The sequence below is a fragment of the Candidatus Harpocratesius sp. genome (assembly GCF_054039255.1).
The window spans coordinates 80,496-95,922 of sequence record NZ_JBPLBG010000052.1; the positions used below are offsets into that span (position 1 = coordinate 80,496).

Here is a 15,427-nt window from a genome sequence, read left to right on the forward strand (position 1 = left end):
AAAAAATACAACATGAATTTTTCTTTTATCTTTTTTAACATTCAACTGATTAGATTTCAACAATAAAAGGATGATAGAAATCAAAGACTAATTTTTGGATTACATCTTCAGATGGAATTCCATCATCAAAATCTTCAGGTTTTAGAGGAATTAATGCATATGAAAAATTACCATTTAGAGTTTTAAAGAAATTCTTTTCAACATTAAAAATTACTTTAGAATTTTTAGTGTTCTTAGAATTTATTTTCGATAGATCGATAACTTTTTTGATGTTTTCATGTAAAAATACTAATCCTCTTTGAAGATCTTTATTCCAAAATATTGCATATTTTTCTTTCAATAAATATTCACATGCAGTAAATGGAATTGGATTAAATACAGTAAATTTAAGTGAATTCACCAAAAATTCTTCTGGAATGGTGAAAACAAAGCTAATATAAGGAGATTCACCCTTTTGAATCGAGAATTGCATTTTTATCGGAATAAGACGTTCATTAATATTTTGATATTTATATTTTACTTCAATTTTTCCGACAAAATCGCTCGCTTCGATTAATTTTGAATCAGTAAATTCTCTTATCGCCATAGAATTTATTGAAAATTGGTTCATTTGCAAAAAGTTATAAAATGATTCACCAGCCCAAATAGATCCCTCAGTTAATTCTTCTCCCATTGCATATATTTTTTCAGCAGACTCACTATCATCTGACTTATCTTCTCGATGCATTATGGTAATATATCCTTCTTCTTCAAGAACCACGCGCATAATATCATTTTCTAAATAATAATCATTACCATCAAGTAATCCTTCATCAGGAGGTAGAAATATTGCAGATCGATCCATAGGCTTTATAATGTAATTGATTGTTGAAAGGGAAGGGATATTTTCAGCGACAAATCTAAAAAACCACCTATTTGGTGATTGTTCTTGAATTTGTGCCGTAATTTCTTCATTATTTTCGGTATATACTTGAAGATTTTTTAATTCTCCATCCCACTGGATGACACATTGAACAATAGCAGTTCTTTCCCATTTGCTTGGATTAAAGATTTTTAATACGATATTTTGGGAATTATTTGAAAAAGAACGATTTGATTTCTGCTTGGATGAATTTTGCATATATTATATAATATTCAATTTAAAAAAAAGTGCACGAATCCAAAGAGAGCAAAAGATCAAGAATAATACGATTGAATCTGGTGTCATTAATCTTGACCTTTTAAGTGAAAAAAGATCTTCGTTTTTTTAAAGCGCTCCATGAAAAGAAAATAATGCCAATAATACTGATTCCACCTATAACATAGGCGCGTTCTGGAATTTCAGATATAACAGAATTAGAAGGATTGTTTGTAGTTCCTGTAGTTTCTGTTAAATCATCATTAATAGGATCTTCTTGTAATATTTCTTCACCTTTTACAGGATATATTGTGATATTTACTATGCCAAAGCCTTGTATTGAAGATAAAGTCAAATAAGTTCCTGCTGGAAAGCCCGTACCCAATTCAACCAAACCCAATTCTGGTTTATAAGGAAGTAATCCTGAGATATTTTCAAAATTATTAGAATTATTTACTGCAAAATCAAGAATTGGTTCAGAAAATGCTGATTTCTGACAAGCCCATTCTAATGTTTGCAAACCAGGGTATTTTTGATTATTTACTTTTACTAAATCTGTTGGATTGGTAAGTTCATAAGAGTCTTCATATACTAAAAATGAATAAAAATTATCGCGTTCTAAGTATCTGGTACTATGAAAAATAGTTAGGTTTTGAAGAATTAATGAATTAGGATAATCTAAACAGATGCCCCCAAAATCTTGATCAACTCGAAAGTATAGCGTAGAATAATTTTCTGATGTTGCATTCATAAAAAATTGCATTTTAGTTCCAGAAAATACCATATTTTGCCGTATATACAGCAATCCTTGTGCGATTTCAGTGGAATCTTCTATAGGATGAATAATTTTAATCACAATATTCTCATTTTCATTCGGAGTAAATGTGATGAATTCATTATACCCAGCATAATTTGAAGAATTATATAATAATTCTCCAGTTGACGAAAGAATATAAAGATTCAAATCACCAATTTCTACTTCTATGTATACATAAACTTGTCGATCAGCTAAAACACCAAAGGTAAAAGAACTATTTTCCGCTTTATCGAGTAAAATGGGAATTCCAGCAGAATTTAAAGGGGGTGCTTGTTTTAATCCAGGATGTTCAATCCAATTTGAATCATTATTTAACCGATCTTTAGAATTCCAATATTTCCATGCAATTTTTGGTGAATCATCTTCTGTTAATTCTGAAATTGCAGCCACGGGATAGATTTGTGGAATTAATAACATCGAGATGAAAAAAATATACCAATTCTGGTTTCTTTTTATAATCATCATCGCCCAATTATAGTTATGTATTTCTTATATTTTTGGTTTCTGATATTACTATTTTATATCAAAATGATTTTTTTATTGTTATTATATACTAAATCATGAAAATAATGAAAGATTCGTATTTTTATTTAATAACGAACATTAGCTAATATTGAATCAAATTGAACTTTTTGAGAAGTTTTTAATGCCAATTTTAGAAGATTTTCGTCATACCCATATTTTTGGAAGAGGCATGCAATTCTACTAATCCGATCCATCATTCTACGAAAGAATAAAGAAGAAAGCTGAATTTCTAAAGGTACAACATTAAGCTTAAAATCAAAAAAAAACACTTTCTTTACATGTGGATACATATCAGGACCGTTTTCCCAAATATAACCCGCTTCTCGAGATTCATCTAATGTTGTTTGCGATTGAATATAAGCAACTTCAACTTTCATATCTTCAATAATCCAACGACCCATATGCCACATTTCATTTCGTTCTTTGTTATCAAATACAAATACTCGATTTTTGCAAGAAGACAACCATTGAGTCGAATCTAAAAATGATTTCTCATTCATTTCAAAGCAAATCAATTGATCAGCAATAAAATTAACAGATTCTGGATTTTTAACAAGAATATCAATGTTTTCAGGTTTTAAGGAACAATTTTGAAGGGCTGAAGCCGTAGAACCAGTGATTATCCATTCCACATTATGTTTTTGACATGGCTCATAAATCTTTTTGGTAATAATATGAAGTACATTTTGCCAGTGCTCTAAAGTTAGATTAGGAGAGGAATGTGACACGATTCGTCATTTTTGTAAATAAAAGGAAACATATTAGCTTTACTTTCAATAAATTTCACTTCGCTAAACAAAATTTAAAAAGATGAAAAAAAGGTTTTCAAACCAAAATTTGATTTTTTCGCCCAACTTGGACAAGTCTCTTCTTCTTCTCCCATGTTTGTGAGAAAAATGCATTGAGTAGGGCGATTAATGTTTTATCCACAATCCACTTCGAGTTTCCGAATAACACGTTCAGTGCCATCAGAATCTACAATGGTTATATGAGCTGCACATGAAAGTCAGCAATCATAGCAGCGAATTACCATTTCGAGCAGATTGAGAATGTTATCAGTAACTTCTACCATAATATTACCTCATTTTATAAGTTTATAAAAGATCTGAGTTTATTTGAGCCAAGGATCAGGCAATTTTATTTTAGATAATGCATCTTGCTCAAAGATCTGCTGGGCGGCGTGTTTCACGCTCTTTTCAATACCCGCAATGTTGTGATTTGTGGCTACAAGAATATTCAACTTGCGACAAATTCCTTCTGCATCTGTAGTCATGTCATAAATTAAATTACCACGCGGTGCATCCACCATTCCAACTCCACGCCCTGCTTTTGGTTGCACGTCAAGAGTTTTAATGTCAGTACTTAATATTTCAGGATCCTTAAGATATTGAACACATAACTCAAAAGCTTCGACAGTTTCTACAATACGTGCCCAATGGTAAGCAAATGTATTGTGGATAACCTTTCCATTATCTCCTAAACATGCTTTTATCATTTCCTTTCGAGCATCTTCAGCTATAGGTGTTGCCATTCGATCACATGCATTAATCATAGCTAAAGAATTCGTTCGATAAATCCCGTCTGGATACCCAACTGGTTTATAATAGGTATGAGTAGCATATGAATGGGAAGGAACATGTTCTCCAATCGCTTCAAGATAATTTTGAGGATCATATACTTTTTTCTCACCTTCAGGGGTAACAAAAATCAAGTCTCCATCATAAATCTCATGAACAAGCTCACCATTTACCTTTTTTGCTACACCACAATAATATGTCTCAGTAACAGCTAAATTTGCAATTACATCCCAATAATCAGTAACTACCTTTTTAGCAATTTCTACAGTTTTTTTAACATATTCCAATTGCTCTGGAATCTGTGCAATAAAACCATCTCGCAGATCTGACGAAAGAGGATTGCGCATACCACCAACAATTCCAGCTATTGGTCCAACAGCTTTTCCTCCAATTGCAGCACAAATATTTTGTCCAAAATCCATCATTTTCAATGCCATAGCACCAACTTCAGGCATATCCTTAATTACTGAAACAACATTTCTTTTTGCTGCAGGAGCAAATGGGCCATATAGAAAATCTGGAGCGGCTAATGCATAAAAATGAAGCAAATGTGAACTATATTGTTTAGCATTGATAAATAATTGCCTCAATTTATATGCTGCAGTCGGAATTTCTACGTCCCATGCTTTTTCTACGGATTTGGTAGCGGCTAAATGGTGTGGAACGGGACATATCCCGCATATCCGATTTGTAATTCTGGGAACATGCTCAGCAAAACGACCTTCACATAGTTTTTCGAAAAATCGGGTGCTAGTAATATTGAATTGTACATCTTTTACTGTTTTTCCATCTTCTGACATTACTAATCTTAATCCACCATGGCCTTCTAACCGAGTAACCGGTTCAACTTCATAAACTTTATCTGGACTCATTATAATCCCACCTTTCCTAATGCTTCTTTTCCTTTATTTCGGTGAAAATTCACACCAATTTCTTTTGGACTTTTTCCCATAGCCATTGCTAATAATTCTGTGATATAGAACGTGGGAAATTTATATTCTTGACCTTCTTCTGCTAATTCTTTCAAATTACGCTGTTCAGCATCCATTTGCTGGAAACATGCAGGACAATTAACAGCAAAACAATCTGCACCTGCTGAAAGTGCCCCATCTATTTTTGCTTTAAGCATTGTATTTGCAGTATAAGGATCTGAGTTTCGAACTCCATTACCACAACACAAGTCCTCTTGTGGATAATCAACAACTGTAGCACCTGTTGCTTCGACTAAATCGCGAAGATAAGTCAGATTGAATGGATCTTCACCATGCAAAATATGAGAAGGTCGCGCGTAATGGCAACCGGGGTGAAGTGCAACTTTTAACCCAGTTAATGGACGAGTTATTTTACTTTTAATGAGATCTAAACCCGCTTCATCATGTAGAACTCTCACAAAATGCTCAATTCTCGCAGTCCCGCGATATTCTTTTCCAATTTCAGCTAAAATACCGTTTACATCATCTTTAAGTTTAGTATTGTGTTTTAAATCATGGTCAACAACAGATAATGATTGATAACAACCATTACATAGCGACATTATTGGTTTTCCTTCCATTTCTGCTTCAACAATATTTCTAGCGCCAAGAGCTGCCCAAGTTTTTTCATCCACAAATCTTAATCCGACAGGATTGGGACAGCACCCAAATTTAGCAGCAGATTGTTGAATTCCTAGTTGTTCAAAAACAAATTTAGCCGAAGCTTCGATAAAAGGAATTCGATTTTGAATAAAACATCCAGGAAATAGTAAATATTCTGTCATTATGCACTTTCCTCCTTTTTTACAAGTTTTTCAATCCCAGTTGCCTGCATGATTTTCTGAACCTCAGAAACAGGGATTTCTGGAGCAACACCAATTCCTAGCTTTTCTCTTCGTTTTTCAACTGCAGCTTGTACTGGAATTGCCATACCATGTTCCATTATTTGCAAGGTAGAACTTGGATAAAAATCAGGAGTAACACCAAGAGATACTGCAAGATTTTTCAACATAGAAATGATATCTGTAATTGGAATTTCTGCTGGGCATTTTTCATCACATGTCTCACATGTAGTACAGCCCCAGAGAATAAAGGGATCTTTGACGACTGCATTGACTAATGCCTCTTTATATCCTAATGCTGAAAAAAGAACTATATCGCGAGGATTGTATCTAGAACCCCAACGTGCTGAAATCGGGCACACATCATTGCATTTTCCACATTGAAAACAATAGCCTATTTTGTCACCATCAACCAATTTATCCAAGACGGCGCGTTTAAAATTAAGATCAACTTTTACCATGAGAATTTCACCTTTATCTATTTATCCTCCATTTTTGAATCAGATATTTTATGCCCAAGTTTGCTGGTTGGGATACAGAAACGTCCAAATAATCCGGCAGTATCTTTAAAGAATGCAGTAATGTTTTCAGTAGTATCTGTACAAATTGATGGGAAATAGCTGGTAGCTTTACTAATATAATCATCAACATTTGCAGCAGGGCCATAACATCCCAAACACGGTGAATTTGCTCGAATACAAGTCGCACCACACCCTGTTGTAGTTAACGGCCCCATACAGACATACCCCTGTAATAAGAAACAAGTTTCCTGATCAGGAAAACCTTCATAATCACGTTTATAACGAACAACTTCTTTATCCTTTAAGTTTCTTTCACATGAACTGCAAACTGTTTTTGCAGAATCATCATATTCTGGATTCTGTTTGAGATCAGCCATAACAGCCCCAATAATATGGTTAACAATTTCCGGATAGCCATTTGCAGTGAAATCAACTATTTCCTTATCTAAAACTGATTTCATGGAAAGACTTTCAGGATCTAATCGGATTTTTCGTATAGGATCTGCTTTTTTAGCTAAAAATCCTAAAGGATTACTGCCAAGTATGAACATAAGCGCTTCAACAGATTGACGAACTTCTGAATGATCCATTGGTTTGCTAATAATTCTTGAAAATAATTTTTCAGCGTTTGCTTGATGTACAGCATGGGTCAGGCCAAATTCACCCAAGACGGGATATCCTTCTGCAATCCGTCCAATTGGATCAGCTGCAGCTGTAATTGGCCCATAGCATAACTTGTTTTCATTTAATAAACAATTTTGTAATGGACAAACATCGCACATATTTTTAGAAGTATCCACTTTTGTATCAATTTCTCCCAATACTGCTGCAATAAGGCCAACAATATTACCTGTTTTAGGTGGACAACCAGGTAAATCAATATCAACTTTTATAACATCATGTGTATCAGGAATTGCATCTAGTATTTTAGGAACATGCTCTGTTGGAACCATTGAACCTTTATCTACAAATTCTTCATCCATAAACTTTCGGGCTTCTAACTCTTCTCGAGAAAAGAGATTTGCCATCCCTGGCGCTCCTCCCAATACAGCACAGGAGCCCATCGCCACAATAATTTTACATTTTTGCCGCATTAATTTTGCATTGGCAACATCTGCTTCAGTCCGGCAAAACCCTTCTAAGAATCCAACATCTACTGAACCGTCAGGATATCTTTTCAAATCATCTAATTTGAAATCAACCACTGCAGGCCAATAAACAAATTCTAATTCAGGAAGTACATGTAAAAGGGTCAAGTGGGCATCAAGTAGTGACTGATGACAGCCCCAACATGAAGCGAGTTGCATGAAAGCTACTTTCGCCATAATTCTACCTCATTTTGCTGATAAAAAAGAATATATCTCTTTAGACACCCCTAATTAAAGGCACTAAAGTCAGCTAGTACTGTTTAATAAGGTAATATGCTATTAAATACCTTTTTTTCATTCTTTTACACAATATGAATAATTACGCAAAAAGAATATATTTCTACGAAAAATGACGAATTTCTAACTTTATTCTTGATCACTCATTTAAAAATTCTCTGTTATCTCTATCTTTAAGGTGCCAATAAGTGCGGATAAGTCTAAAAAATTTTTAAATGATATTTCAAACCTAATAATTACCATGAATGTATTCAGTCGATCGTGGGAATTTACAAAATTAAGTTTCCGCGTTATTAAGAAAGATAAAGAACTACTTCTTTATCCTCTACTATCAAGCTTTTTCTCATTATTATATTCTGTTGCACTTTTAGTGCCATCTATAATAATACCGATCTTAAAGGCGACAAATCCTGACTATTCCGCTTTAATTGGAACAACTCAATATATTTTCGTTTTTATCACGTATTTGGGTTTGGCATTCATTTCAACTTTTTTTAATGTATGTGTTGTGTATACAGCAAAAGTTAGATTTGAAGGAAAGAATGCAAAATTCGGAGAAAGTTTAGGATTTGCAATTAAACGAATACCAACAATATTTATGTGGAGTTTACTTTCTGCAACTGTAGGATTATTCTTTTATTTTCTAGATAATCTTGCTCAAAGCTTAGGAAAAGCAGGCCAAATCATAGTATCTATTTTAAGAGGTATTTTAGGTATGTTATGGAGTATTTTAACAATTTTTGTTGTACCTGCAATGGTGTATTACAACCTTTCACCGTTTAAAGCGATTAAAAAGTCAACTCAAACATTAAAGAAAACTTGGGGAGAATCAATACTTCGATACTACGGTTTGGGAGCATTAAGATTCCTTTTTGTCTTTTTAGGAATAATTATTGCAGGCGTTTTATTGTTTCTCTTTTATCAATTAGGAATTACTATAATTCTTATAATTGTTGGTGCGTTGTTTGTTTATATAATGATTGTGTCATTAGTCTTTCAAGTAGCAGAAAAGGTATTTAATACAGCATTATTTGTATATGCAGATAAAGGAAAAGCCCCTACTGGTTATAAAAGCAGTGCACTCCGAGAAGCAATCAAAATAAAATAACAATAGAATTATTTTTGTTATCTTATTTCTCTTTTTTTTCTTCCATGTTGTATATTACTTTTTATGGCGTAGATTTGTTTTTTTATTTCTTGATCTTAAATATCAATAAGAGTACGCATATCTTCTTTTGATTTTGCCATAACAATATGTGTTTTTAGATCTTCAATTCCGACGATTTGCTTTATACGTTCAAGTACCTCAATTTGATGCATTTTATCGCTGCATTTCGACATACAATATATTGGATAATCTCCTGAAATTTGATAAATTACATTTATTTCTTGAATTTGCAATAAATCATCAAGAATTTCCTTTATTGGGCGATTAAAATGAACTTTGATAAAAATAAGAATCATTTCTCTATATCCTAATTTAGAGCAATCAATTACAGTTGTTGGATATAATATTATACCATTTTCCTTCATAAACTTAATACGTTTACTAATTGTAGAAACACTTGGAGGATTTTTGTTATCTCCAAACACTTGAGGGAAATCTTTTTTATATTGTTCTAATTGTGCTTGAATATTTCGTAAAGACATTGAAACAGTATCAGGATTATGAAATTGAATTACTTTTAAGATCAGTTTATCTAAATCTGTTAATATTGGATGAGAAGAGGAATGATCATAAGCCATATTCATCAAATCTGGGAATATTTGAAAAAATTTGAATTTTGAGAAAAAAGGATTTTTAAAATTAATATGTTCTATATAATATTGATATTATAAAGATCATGAAATCAACTTTTTCTAAGAATTTGAGCAGCTATCCTTTCCCAATATGGAGTTGTAAAGTTTGGATCGGTTAAAACAACCTTCCCTACTTTCAATTCTTTAAATTTTGGGAGAATACCCCCTTTTACTAATTGTAGATCTTCTTTCTCGATGAAATTTTGATTTATTTTTAGTTTTATCGCATTAAACGGACACACATACATACAAGTTCCACAAAAAATGCATTCATTCGCATTTTTCATTTGGGGTAAACGATCTATTTTCATAGTTGGAGAATTACGATTGAAAACACCTTTTTCAAGCACTTTTTTTGGACAAGCTTTTATACATTGATTACAAAATTTGCACTCACTACTATCAAATTCAAGATAAAAAATTTTTTGAATATATTCAACACATGTAGATCGAATAGTTCCCCTTATTGTTGTCTTAATAATTGGCCACTTCATTAAGATTCCTCCATGTTTTCAAGTTTAGGTGTTTTATCAAAATTATTTATTTGCGATTTTATAAAATAATTAAGTTTCTTTAATTTCATAGGATTGGGTCCAAGCTTGCGCAAATGTGAAACATATTCTTTAATTTTTTCGGTAAATTCTGCACCTTCACTGGCTGAAATATGCCAAAGTTGAATGCGATCAGGATGAATCCCAAATTGCTCTAATAATCGATGAACAACTGCAAATCGTCGAACTGCTTTATAATTTCCTTGTAAATAATGACAATCTCCTAAGTGACAAGCCCCGATAACGACACCATCTGCACCTTGTTTTAAGGCCTCAATTGCATATTCAATTTCAACTCGACCGGAGCACATTAATCGAATAATTCTAACATTTGCGGGTCTTTGAAGGCGACTTCTTCCTGCTTGATCGCTTCCTGTATAAGTACACCAATTACAAGCAAAACATACAATGTATGGTTCAAAATTCGGAAAATTTTTTTCTGAAGAACTCAATATTTGATGATTTAATTGATCAGTAGATTGGTTCACTTTTTTTTTCACTCCAAAAGATAATTAATTGTTGATTCATTATTTTCCTCCAGAAGATGAAATGGTTTTATTATTACTTGATAAATCTAAATTCCATGGATGTAATGCTTGTAATTCGGCCATGATTTGTTCTCTACTGAAATGATTCTGTAGAATTGCATTTGAAGGACAAATTGCTGCGCAAGCCCCACATCCCTTGCATTTTACTGAATTTATTTCTGCTTTAGAGACAAGCTCATTAAATGTTATAGCATCAAATGGACAAACTTTAATGCACGATCGACAACCAGAGCAGTACTCTGTAAGGACTTGAGAAAAATACGGGACGATCTCTACTTCTCCAGCACTCATAAAATTATTTGCACTTGAAGCAGCTGCTTTTGCTTGAGCAACAGAATCAGGAATATCTCGAGGTGATTGGCAAGTACCTGCAACAAAAATTCCATCAGATAATGAATCAACTGGGCGCAATTTAGGATGTGCTTCCATGAAAAAGCTATCTTCTGTTTGCTGAACTCCAAATAGGTGCCCAACTTCGGAAGCATCACGCCGTGCTTCAATTGCTGTTGAAAGAATCAGCATATCAACCCTAATTTCAAATTTTTCTGCTAATAATGTATCTGTTCCTTGTAATAATAAAGAACCATCATAATCTTGGAATACTTCACCAATTCTACCTCGGATAAACCGAATTCCATAATCTCGAGAAGCAATTTCATAAAATTCTTCATAACCTTTCCCAAAAGCGCGAATATCAATAAAAATAATTGAAACATCAATATTCGGAAATTTCTCTTTTAATTGTCGTGCTTGTTTAATAGCATACATACAACATACACGAGAACAATAATGATGTGCACCTTCATGGAAGTCTCTGGAGCCGACACATTGAAGGTAGGCAACACTTTTTGGAGGTTTATGTGTTTGTGGATTGATAACTTTCCCTAAAGTTGGACCTGTACTGGATATCACTCGTTCCATTTCGATACCTGTTAAAACGTTCTTATATTTTTTATAACCATAGCGTACAAAAGAAGTTGGATTATAAATATCATTTCCTGTTGCCAATATCACCGATCCAACCGTGCGTTGAACCAACTCGTCTTTTAGTGACAAATCTATAGCCTTAACCTCACAATTCACAACACAAAGTCCACATTCAATACAAGACTTAGAATCAATTGTATACTGCTCTGGTACGGCTTGTGGAAATGGAATATATGCTGCACTTCGATATCCAAGATTCATGTCCCATTCATTTGCGGTTGTGACGGGACAAACACTTGCACAAACACCACATCCAGTGCAAATTTCATGATTTATTTTTCTAGCCTTTTTTCTAATGGTGATTTCAAAATTTCCTACATTTAGATCAACATTTTCTATTTCACTATATGTTAATAGTTCAATATTTGGATGTCGACCGACTTCAACCATTTTAGGTGTGATAATACAAGCAGAACAATCCATTGTAGGAAATGTTTTATCCAATTGAGCCATGTGACCCCCAATTGTTGGTAATCTTTCTACTAAAGTAACAGGATAATTATTTGCTAGATCAAGAGCAGCAAACATTCCAGAAATACCTGCCCCAACAACAAGAGCTCTTTGTACCACTGGAGCTTTTTGACGAATAAGAGGTTTATCATGAACCACTTTGGCAATTGCCATTTTTGTATGATCTAAAGCAACCTTGAGGGCTCCATCTTTATCAGCCATATTAACCCAAGATACATGTTCTCTAATATTAGCCTGTTCAAAATAGAATTCATTCAATCCTGTATTTTTTAAAACTTGCCTGTATGTTTCTTCATGCATCAATGGACTGCATGCAGATACAACAATGCGATTAACTCGGTGTTCTCTAATGTCTTGAGCAATTAATTCTTGGCCAGCTGTACTACACATAAATTTATAATCTCTAACGACAGAAACAAAAGGTAAATGTGAAATTTCTGAAACTAATGCATCAATATCAACTACATCGGCGATATTTTTTCCACAATGGCAAATATATACCCCAACTTTAGGTTCTTTTAAGCTATTCATATTAATCATCTTTTTCCATAGACTTCTTTTCTATTTGATTTGGGGTTTTAATTCGGTTTTCATGATACAATTTTTGTAAAAGGTTATCAAAAGGAATAAAGGGAGAAATTCCTTTCATATCAAGGGGCTTTATCATACCTAAAACAATAGGATCTAATCCCATTGCAAGTCCAAGTAATTGGCTGATATATATAACTGGAATATTGAAGGGATCTTCATCCGGATCTAACTCATTTTTTACTTCCAACTGTCCCAAGTCAAACTGCAGCTGGCAAAATGGACAACAGGTTACGATACAATCCACGTTTGCTTTTCTTATACTCCGAAGTTTTGTTAAGGTAAATTTTAAACTGTTTTCTTTTGAGCCTGTTCTCAATGATCCACCTGCACCGCAGCACATTATTTTATTTCTATAATCAACTGATTCTGACCCGGTAATTTCAACTAATTCATCAAAAAAATGAGGATCTTCAGGATCTTCTGTAAAAGGTTTAATTGAAGAAGGTTTAAGCAAATGACAACCATAATGTACCGCTACTCTTAACCCCAGGGGATTTGTAATCAATTTTTTAAGATTTTCAAGCCCATAATCATAATAAAGGACTTCAACAATCTGTTTAACATCAATATTACCTTCAAATTTTCTTCCAATTTTACTTAAAACAGTATTAATTCTGTTTTTTAAAGTATCATTATGCTTTATCTGATGGTTAACTTCATGTAAAGTACCATAACATCCATTACAAAGACTAATAATATCTGTGTGATGTCTTTCTGCAATCGAGATATTTCGTGCTCCAACAGTAAGCCATAACGCTTTGTCTACTGAGCGAAATACACCTGGAGCGGGACAACAAGAAGCACCTTCCATTTCATTAATTCCAATATTCAAATGGTCGAAGAGCTTACGAGAAGCGCGCTCAATCATGGGATAACGATTTGGAATAACGCAACCTAAAAAAAGTGAATAATTTAATTCAAAATTAGGTGTAGAGAATGATAATCTATCTGGTTTTTCAGTCATATTTAAAACCTCAACTTAATCGCTTACCGAAATGGTATCCTCGTTGTAAAACGGATTTCGGATAATATTATAGATATTTCATTAAGTGCTTCAGGAAATTTAGCAATTGTTGGTGGAATTGGATCTAAGCCTAATTTATCTCGCAGTATACTCCACTTTGTGTCAAGAGGAACAGCGTGTCCTTTTAAAATCAGATTATTTATCACAACTTTGAGTGGATCAATTAAATACCCTTCCTTCACCGCCATTTGTCGGAGTTTTAAAATTATTTCAGTAACAGGAATTGTTCGAGGACAACGTTCTAAACAAGTAAAACACGTACTACAAAGCCAGATATCTGGGTCTTCCAACACCTTATGTATTCCAAAAAGCGCTTTTCGTATAACATCACGCGTTCGTAAGGCAGTGAAATTGCCAGAAGGACAAGCTGCTGTACATTCCCCACATGAAATACAAGCGCGAATCTTGCCTAAATTTTCTTCGATCGAAATTTCATCTACTATGTCAGTAGAAAAGTTAAGAAGTTGAGAATAATGGGGCATAGCAAGCCACTTTTTATAAGGAAATAATTTTTTTCCTATTTTATGAGAGATCAAATTTGGTAAAATCATCTATTGTAAAATGATTTTTACCTAAATACTAATGTTCCTTTTTAGTATATATATCTTAACATTCATCACCATCCTTTTTATATGATCAAAACAAATGCGAATTATTTAATACAAAATAGAAACAAAAAGCAAACAATTATAAAAGCAAATACCTATTGTTAATTATCCATTGGAAATTTGGAGATGGGTATTTTATAATGGTTATTATTGCAGATGGAAGATTTAATCTTCCAGATCATCTTTATTATACAAAATATCAACACATCTATATCGATCCAGTACAAAAAATTATTGGAATTGATCAAATTGGGTTTGCTTTTCTGAAAAACCCAGTGGAATTAAAATTACTTACAGAAAAAGAACTTAAAATAGGGGATCCTTTTATTGCAATTACAACTGATTCAGGAATCGCCACTTTAAATTCTCCATGTTCAGGTATCATTGAAGAAATTAATCATGATGCCCTTAGTAAAATGGCAACAGATCCATATTCAGAAGGATTTATTCTTAAATTAAAGCAAATTGATGAAATGGAATCAAATTTAATTTCAGGACCATCGATTAAAGAATGGGCAGAATCCGAAGCACGTGCATTAATTAGGAATAATTATTCATGGAAAATTATCGAAATTGGAGATACTACTGTTGGAAAAACCGCAATCAAAGTTCGTTTCACAGATAATTATTTTAAAAAAGATTTAAAGACCACTTTAGGTGTGGATTTCGGAAGCAAAGAGATTAAAGGTCAATATATATCAAGTGATATACTTTTTGGAGGAACATACAGATTTACCGCTAAAATTAACGTTTGGGATGCTGCAGGACAAGAACTCTATGATCGAATCAGAGGTATGTATTATCGAGATGCCCGTGCAGCAATTTTATGCTATGATGTTAGTAATAGACGAACCTTCGAAAATCTGCCAAAATGGATGCAAGAATTAGACGATAACTGTGGTAAAATCCCCACATTACTTGTAGGCAATAAAATCGATCTTGGTAGAGAAGTAAGTAGACAAGAAGGATTAGACTTTGCTATGAAACATGGTTTCTTATTCATGGAATGTTCAGCTAAAACAGGTGAAAATGTTGAAGATATGTTTTATAAACTTGCAGTGGAGATTTTTAAACAAGAAGAAGGATTGTAGA

General features: G+C 33.2%; 15 protein-coding genes. 2 read left to right on the forward strand and 13 right to left on the reverse strand.

Going from position 1 to position 15,427, the window contains the following annotated elements; all coding sequences use genetic code 11:
• Positions 1–49: 49 nt before the first annotated feature.
• The 7 genes from ACXLDF_RS12720 to ACXLDF_RS12750 all read right to left on the reverse strand — a co-directional run bounded on the left by ACXLDF_RS12720 (position 50) and on the right by ACXLDF_RS12750 (position 7,695).
• Positions 50–1,120 carry an alpha-mannosidase gene (locus tag ACXLDF_RS12720; protein WP_457558910.1) on the reverse strand — a complete coding sequence of 357 codons (1,071 nt, stop codon included), beginning with the start codon at positions 1,118–1,120 and terminating at the stop codon, positions 50–52.
• A gap of 100 nt (positions 1,121–1,220) precedes the next feature.
• Positions 1,221–2,399 carry a hypothetical protein gene (locus ACXLDF_RS12725; RefSeq protein ID WP_457558911.1) on the reverse strand — a complete coding sequence of 393 codons (1,179 nt, stop codon included), beginning with the start codon at positions 2,397–2,399 and terminating at the stop codon, positions 1,221–1,223.
• Between the two features lie 125 nt (positions 2,400–2,524).
• Positions 2,525–3,187: a nucleotidyltransferase family protein gene (locus ACXLDF_RS12730; protein WP_457558912.1), complete on the reverse strand. Its 663-nt coding sequence runs from the start codon at positions 3,185–3,187 to the stop codon at positions 2,525–2,527.
• A 383-nt stretch (positions 3,188–3,570) separates the two neighbouring features.
• The gene (locus ACXLDF_RS12735) at positions 3,571–4,908 is read right to left on the reverse strand and encodes a Ni/Fe hydrogenase subunit alpha (RefSeq protein ID WP_457558913.1); all 1,338 of its coding nucleotides are present in this window, start codon (positions 4,906–4,908) and stop codon (positions 3,571–3,573) included.
• Entirely contained in the window at positions 4,908–5,792 is an 885-nt protein-coding gene (locus tag ACXLDF_RS12740; RefSeq protein ID WP_457558914.1) for a CoB--CoM heterodisulfide reductase iron-sulfur subunit B family protein, read from the reverse strand. Before ACXLDF_RS12740 ends, ACXLDF_RS12735 begins: the two co-directional genes overlap by 1 nt.
• Positions 5,792–6,310, reverse strand: a complete 519-nt coding sequence (locus ACXLDF_RS12745) for a 4Fe-4S dicluster domain-containing protein (RefSeq protein WP_457558915.1) — start codon at positions 6,308–6,310, stop codon at positions 5,792–5,794. The genes ACXLDF_RS12740 and ACXLDF_RS12745 overlap by 1 nt, the downstream gene beginning before the upstream one ends.
• 17 nt (positions 6,311–6,327) lie before the next feature.
• On the reverse strand, positions 6,328–7,695 hold the full coding sequence (locus ACXLDF_RS12750) for an NADH-quinone oxidoreductase subunit B family protein (RefSeq protein ID WP_457558916.1): 1,368 nt from the start codon (positions 7,693–7,695) through the stop codon (positions 6,328–6,330).
• Positions 7,696–7,996: 301 nt separating this feature from the next.
• Here ACXLDF_RS12750 and ACXLDF_RS12755 point away from each other — a divergent pair, with 301 nt between their 5' ends.
• Positions 7,997–8,863 (forward strand): DUF6159 family protein, encoded by an 867-nt coding sequence (locus ACXLDF_RS12755; RefSeq protein WP_457558917.1) that lies wholly within the window; start codon positions 7,997–7,999, stop codon positions 8,861–8,863.
• A 95-nt stretch (positions 8,864–8,958) separates the two neighbouring features.
• Here the strand turns inward: ACXLDF_RS12755 and ACXLDF_RS12760 are convergent, their stop codons facing one another.
• From ACXLDF_RS12760 to hdrC, 6 genes are all read right to left on the reverse strand, one after another.
• The gene (locus ACXLDF_RS12760; protein ID WP_457558918.1) at positions 8,959–9,501 is read right to left on the reverse strand and encodes an Lrp/AsnC family transcriptional regulator; all 543 of its coding nucleotides are present in this window, start codon (positions 9,499–9,501) and stop codon (positions 8,959–8,961) included.
• 104 nt (positions 9,502–9,605) lie between these two features.
• Complete coding sequence (locus ACXLDF_RS12765; RefSeq protein WP_457558919.1) at positions 9,606–10,049, reverse strand: 4Fe-4S dicluster domain-containing protein; 444 nt, start codon at positions 10,047–10,049, stop codon at positions 9,606–9,608.
• Entirely contained in the window at positions 10,049–10,594 is a 546-nt protein-coding gene (locus ACXLDF_RS12770) for a hydrogenase iron-sulfur subunit (protein ID WP_457558920.1), read from the reverse strand. The genes ACXLDF_RS12765 and ACXLDF_RS12770 overlap by 1 nt, the downstream gene beginning before the upstream one ends.
• Before the next feature lie 39 nt (positions 10,595–10,633).
• On the reverse strand, positions 10,634–12,643 hold the full coding sequence (locus tag ACXLDF_RS12775) for a 4Fe-4S binding protein (protein ID WP_457558921.1): 2,010 nt from the start codon (positions 12,641–12,643) through the stop codon (positions 10,634–10,636).
• 1 nt (position 12,644) lies between these two features.
• The gene (hdrB, locus tag ACXLDF_RS12780; protein ID WP_457558922.1) at positions 12,645–13,667 is read right to left on the reverse strand and encodes a CoB--CoM heterodisulfide reductase subunit B; all 1,023 of its coding nucleotides are present in this window, start codon (positions 13,665–13,667) and stop codon (positions 12,645–12,647) included.
• A gap of 23 nt (positions 13,668–13,690) precedes the next feature.
• Positions 13,691–14,209 (reverse strand): CoB--CoM heterodisulfide reductase subunit C, encoded by a 519-nt coding sequence (gene hdrC, locus ACXLDF_RS12785; RefSeq protein WP_457558923.1) that lies wholly within the window; start codon positions 14,207–14,209, stop codon positions 13,691–13,693.
• A 266-nt stretch (positions 14,210–14,475) separates the two neighbouring features.
• Between hdrC and ACXLDF_RS12790 the strand changes: the two genes are divergently transcribed.
• Positions 14,476–15,426: a GTP-binding protein gene (locus tag ACXLDF_RS12790; protein WP_457558924.1), complete on the forward strand. Its 951-nt coding sequence runs from the start codon at positions 14,476–14,478 to the stop codon at positions 15,424–15,426.
• Position 15,427 lies beyond the last annotated feature (1 nt).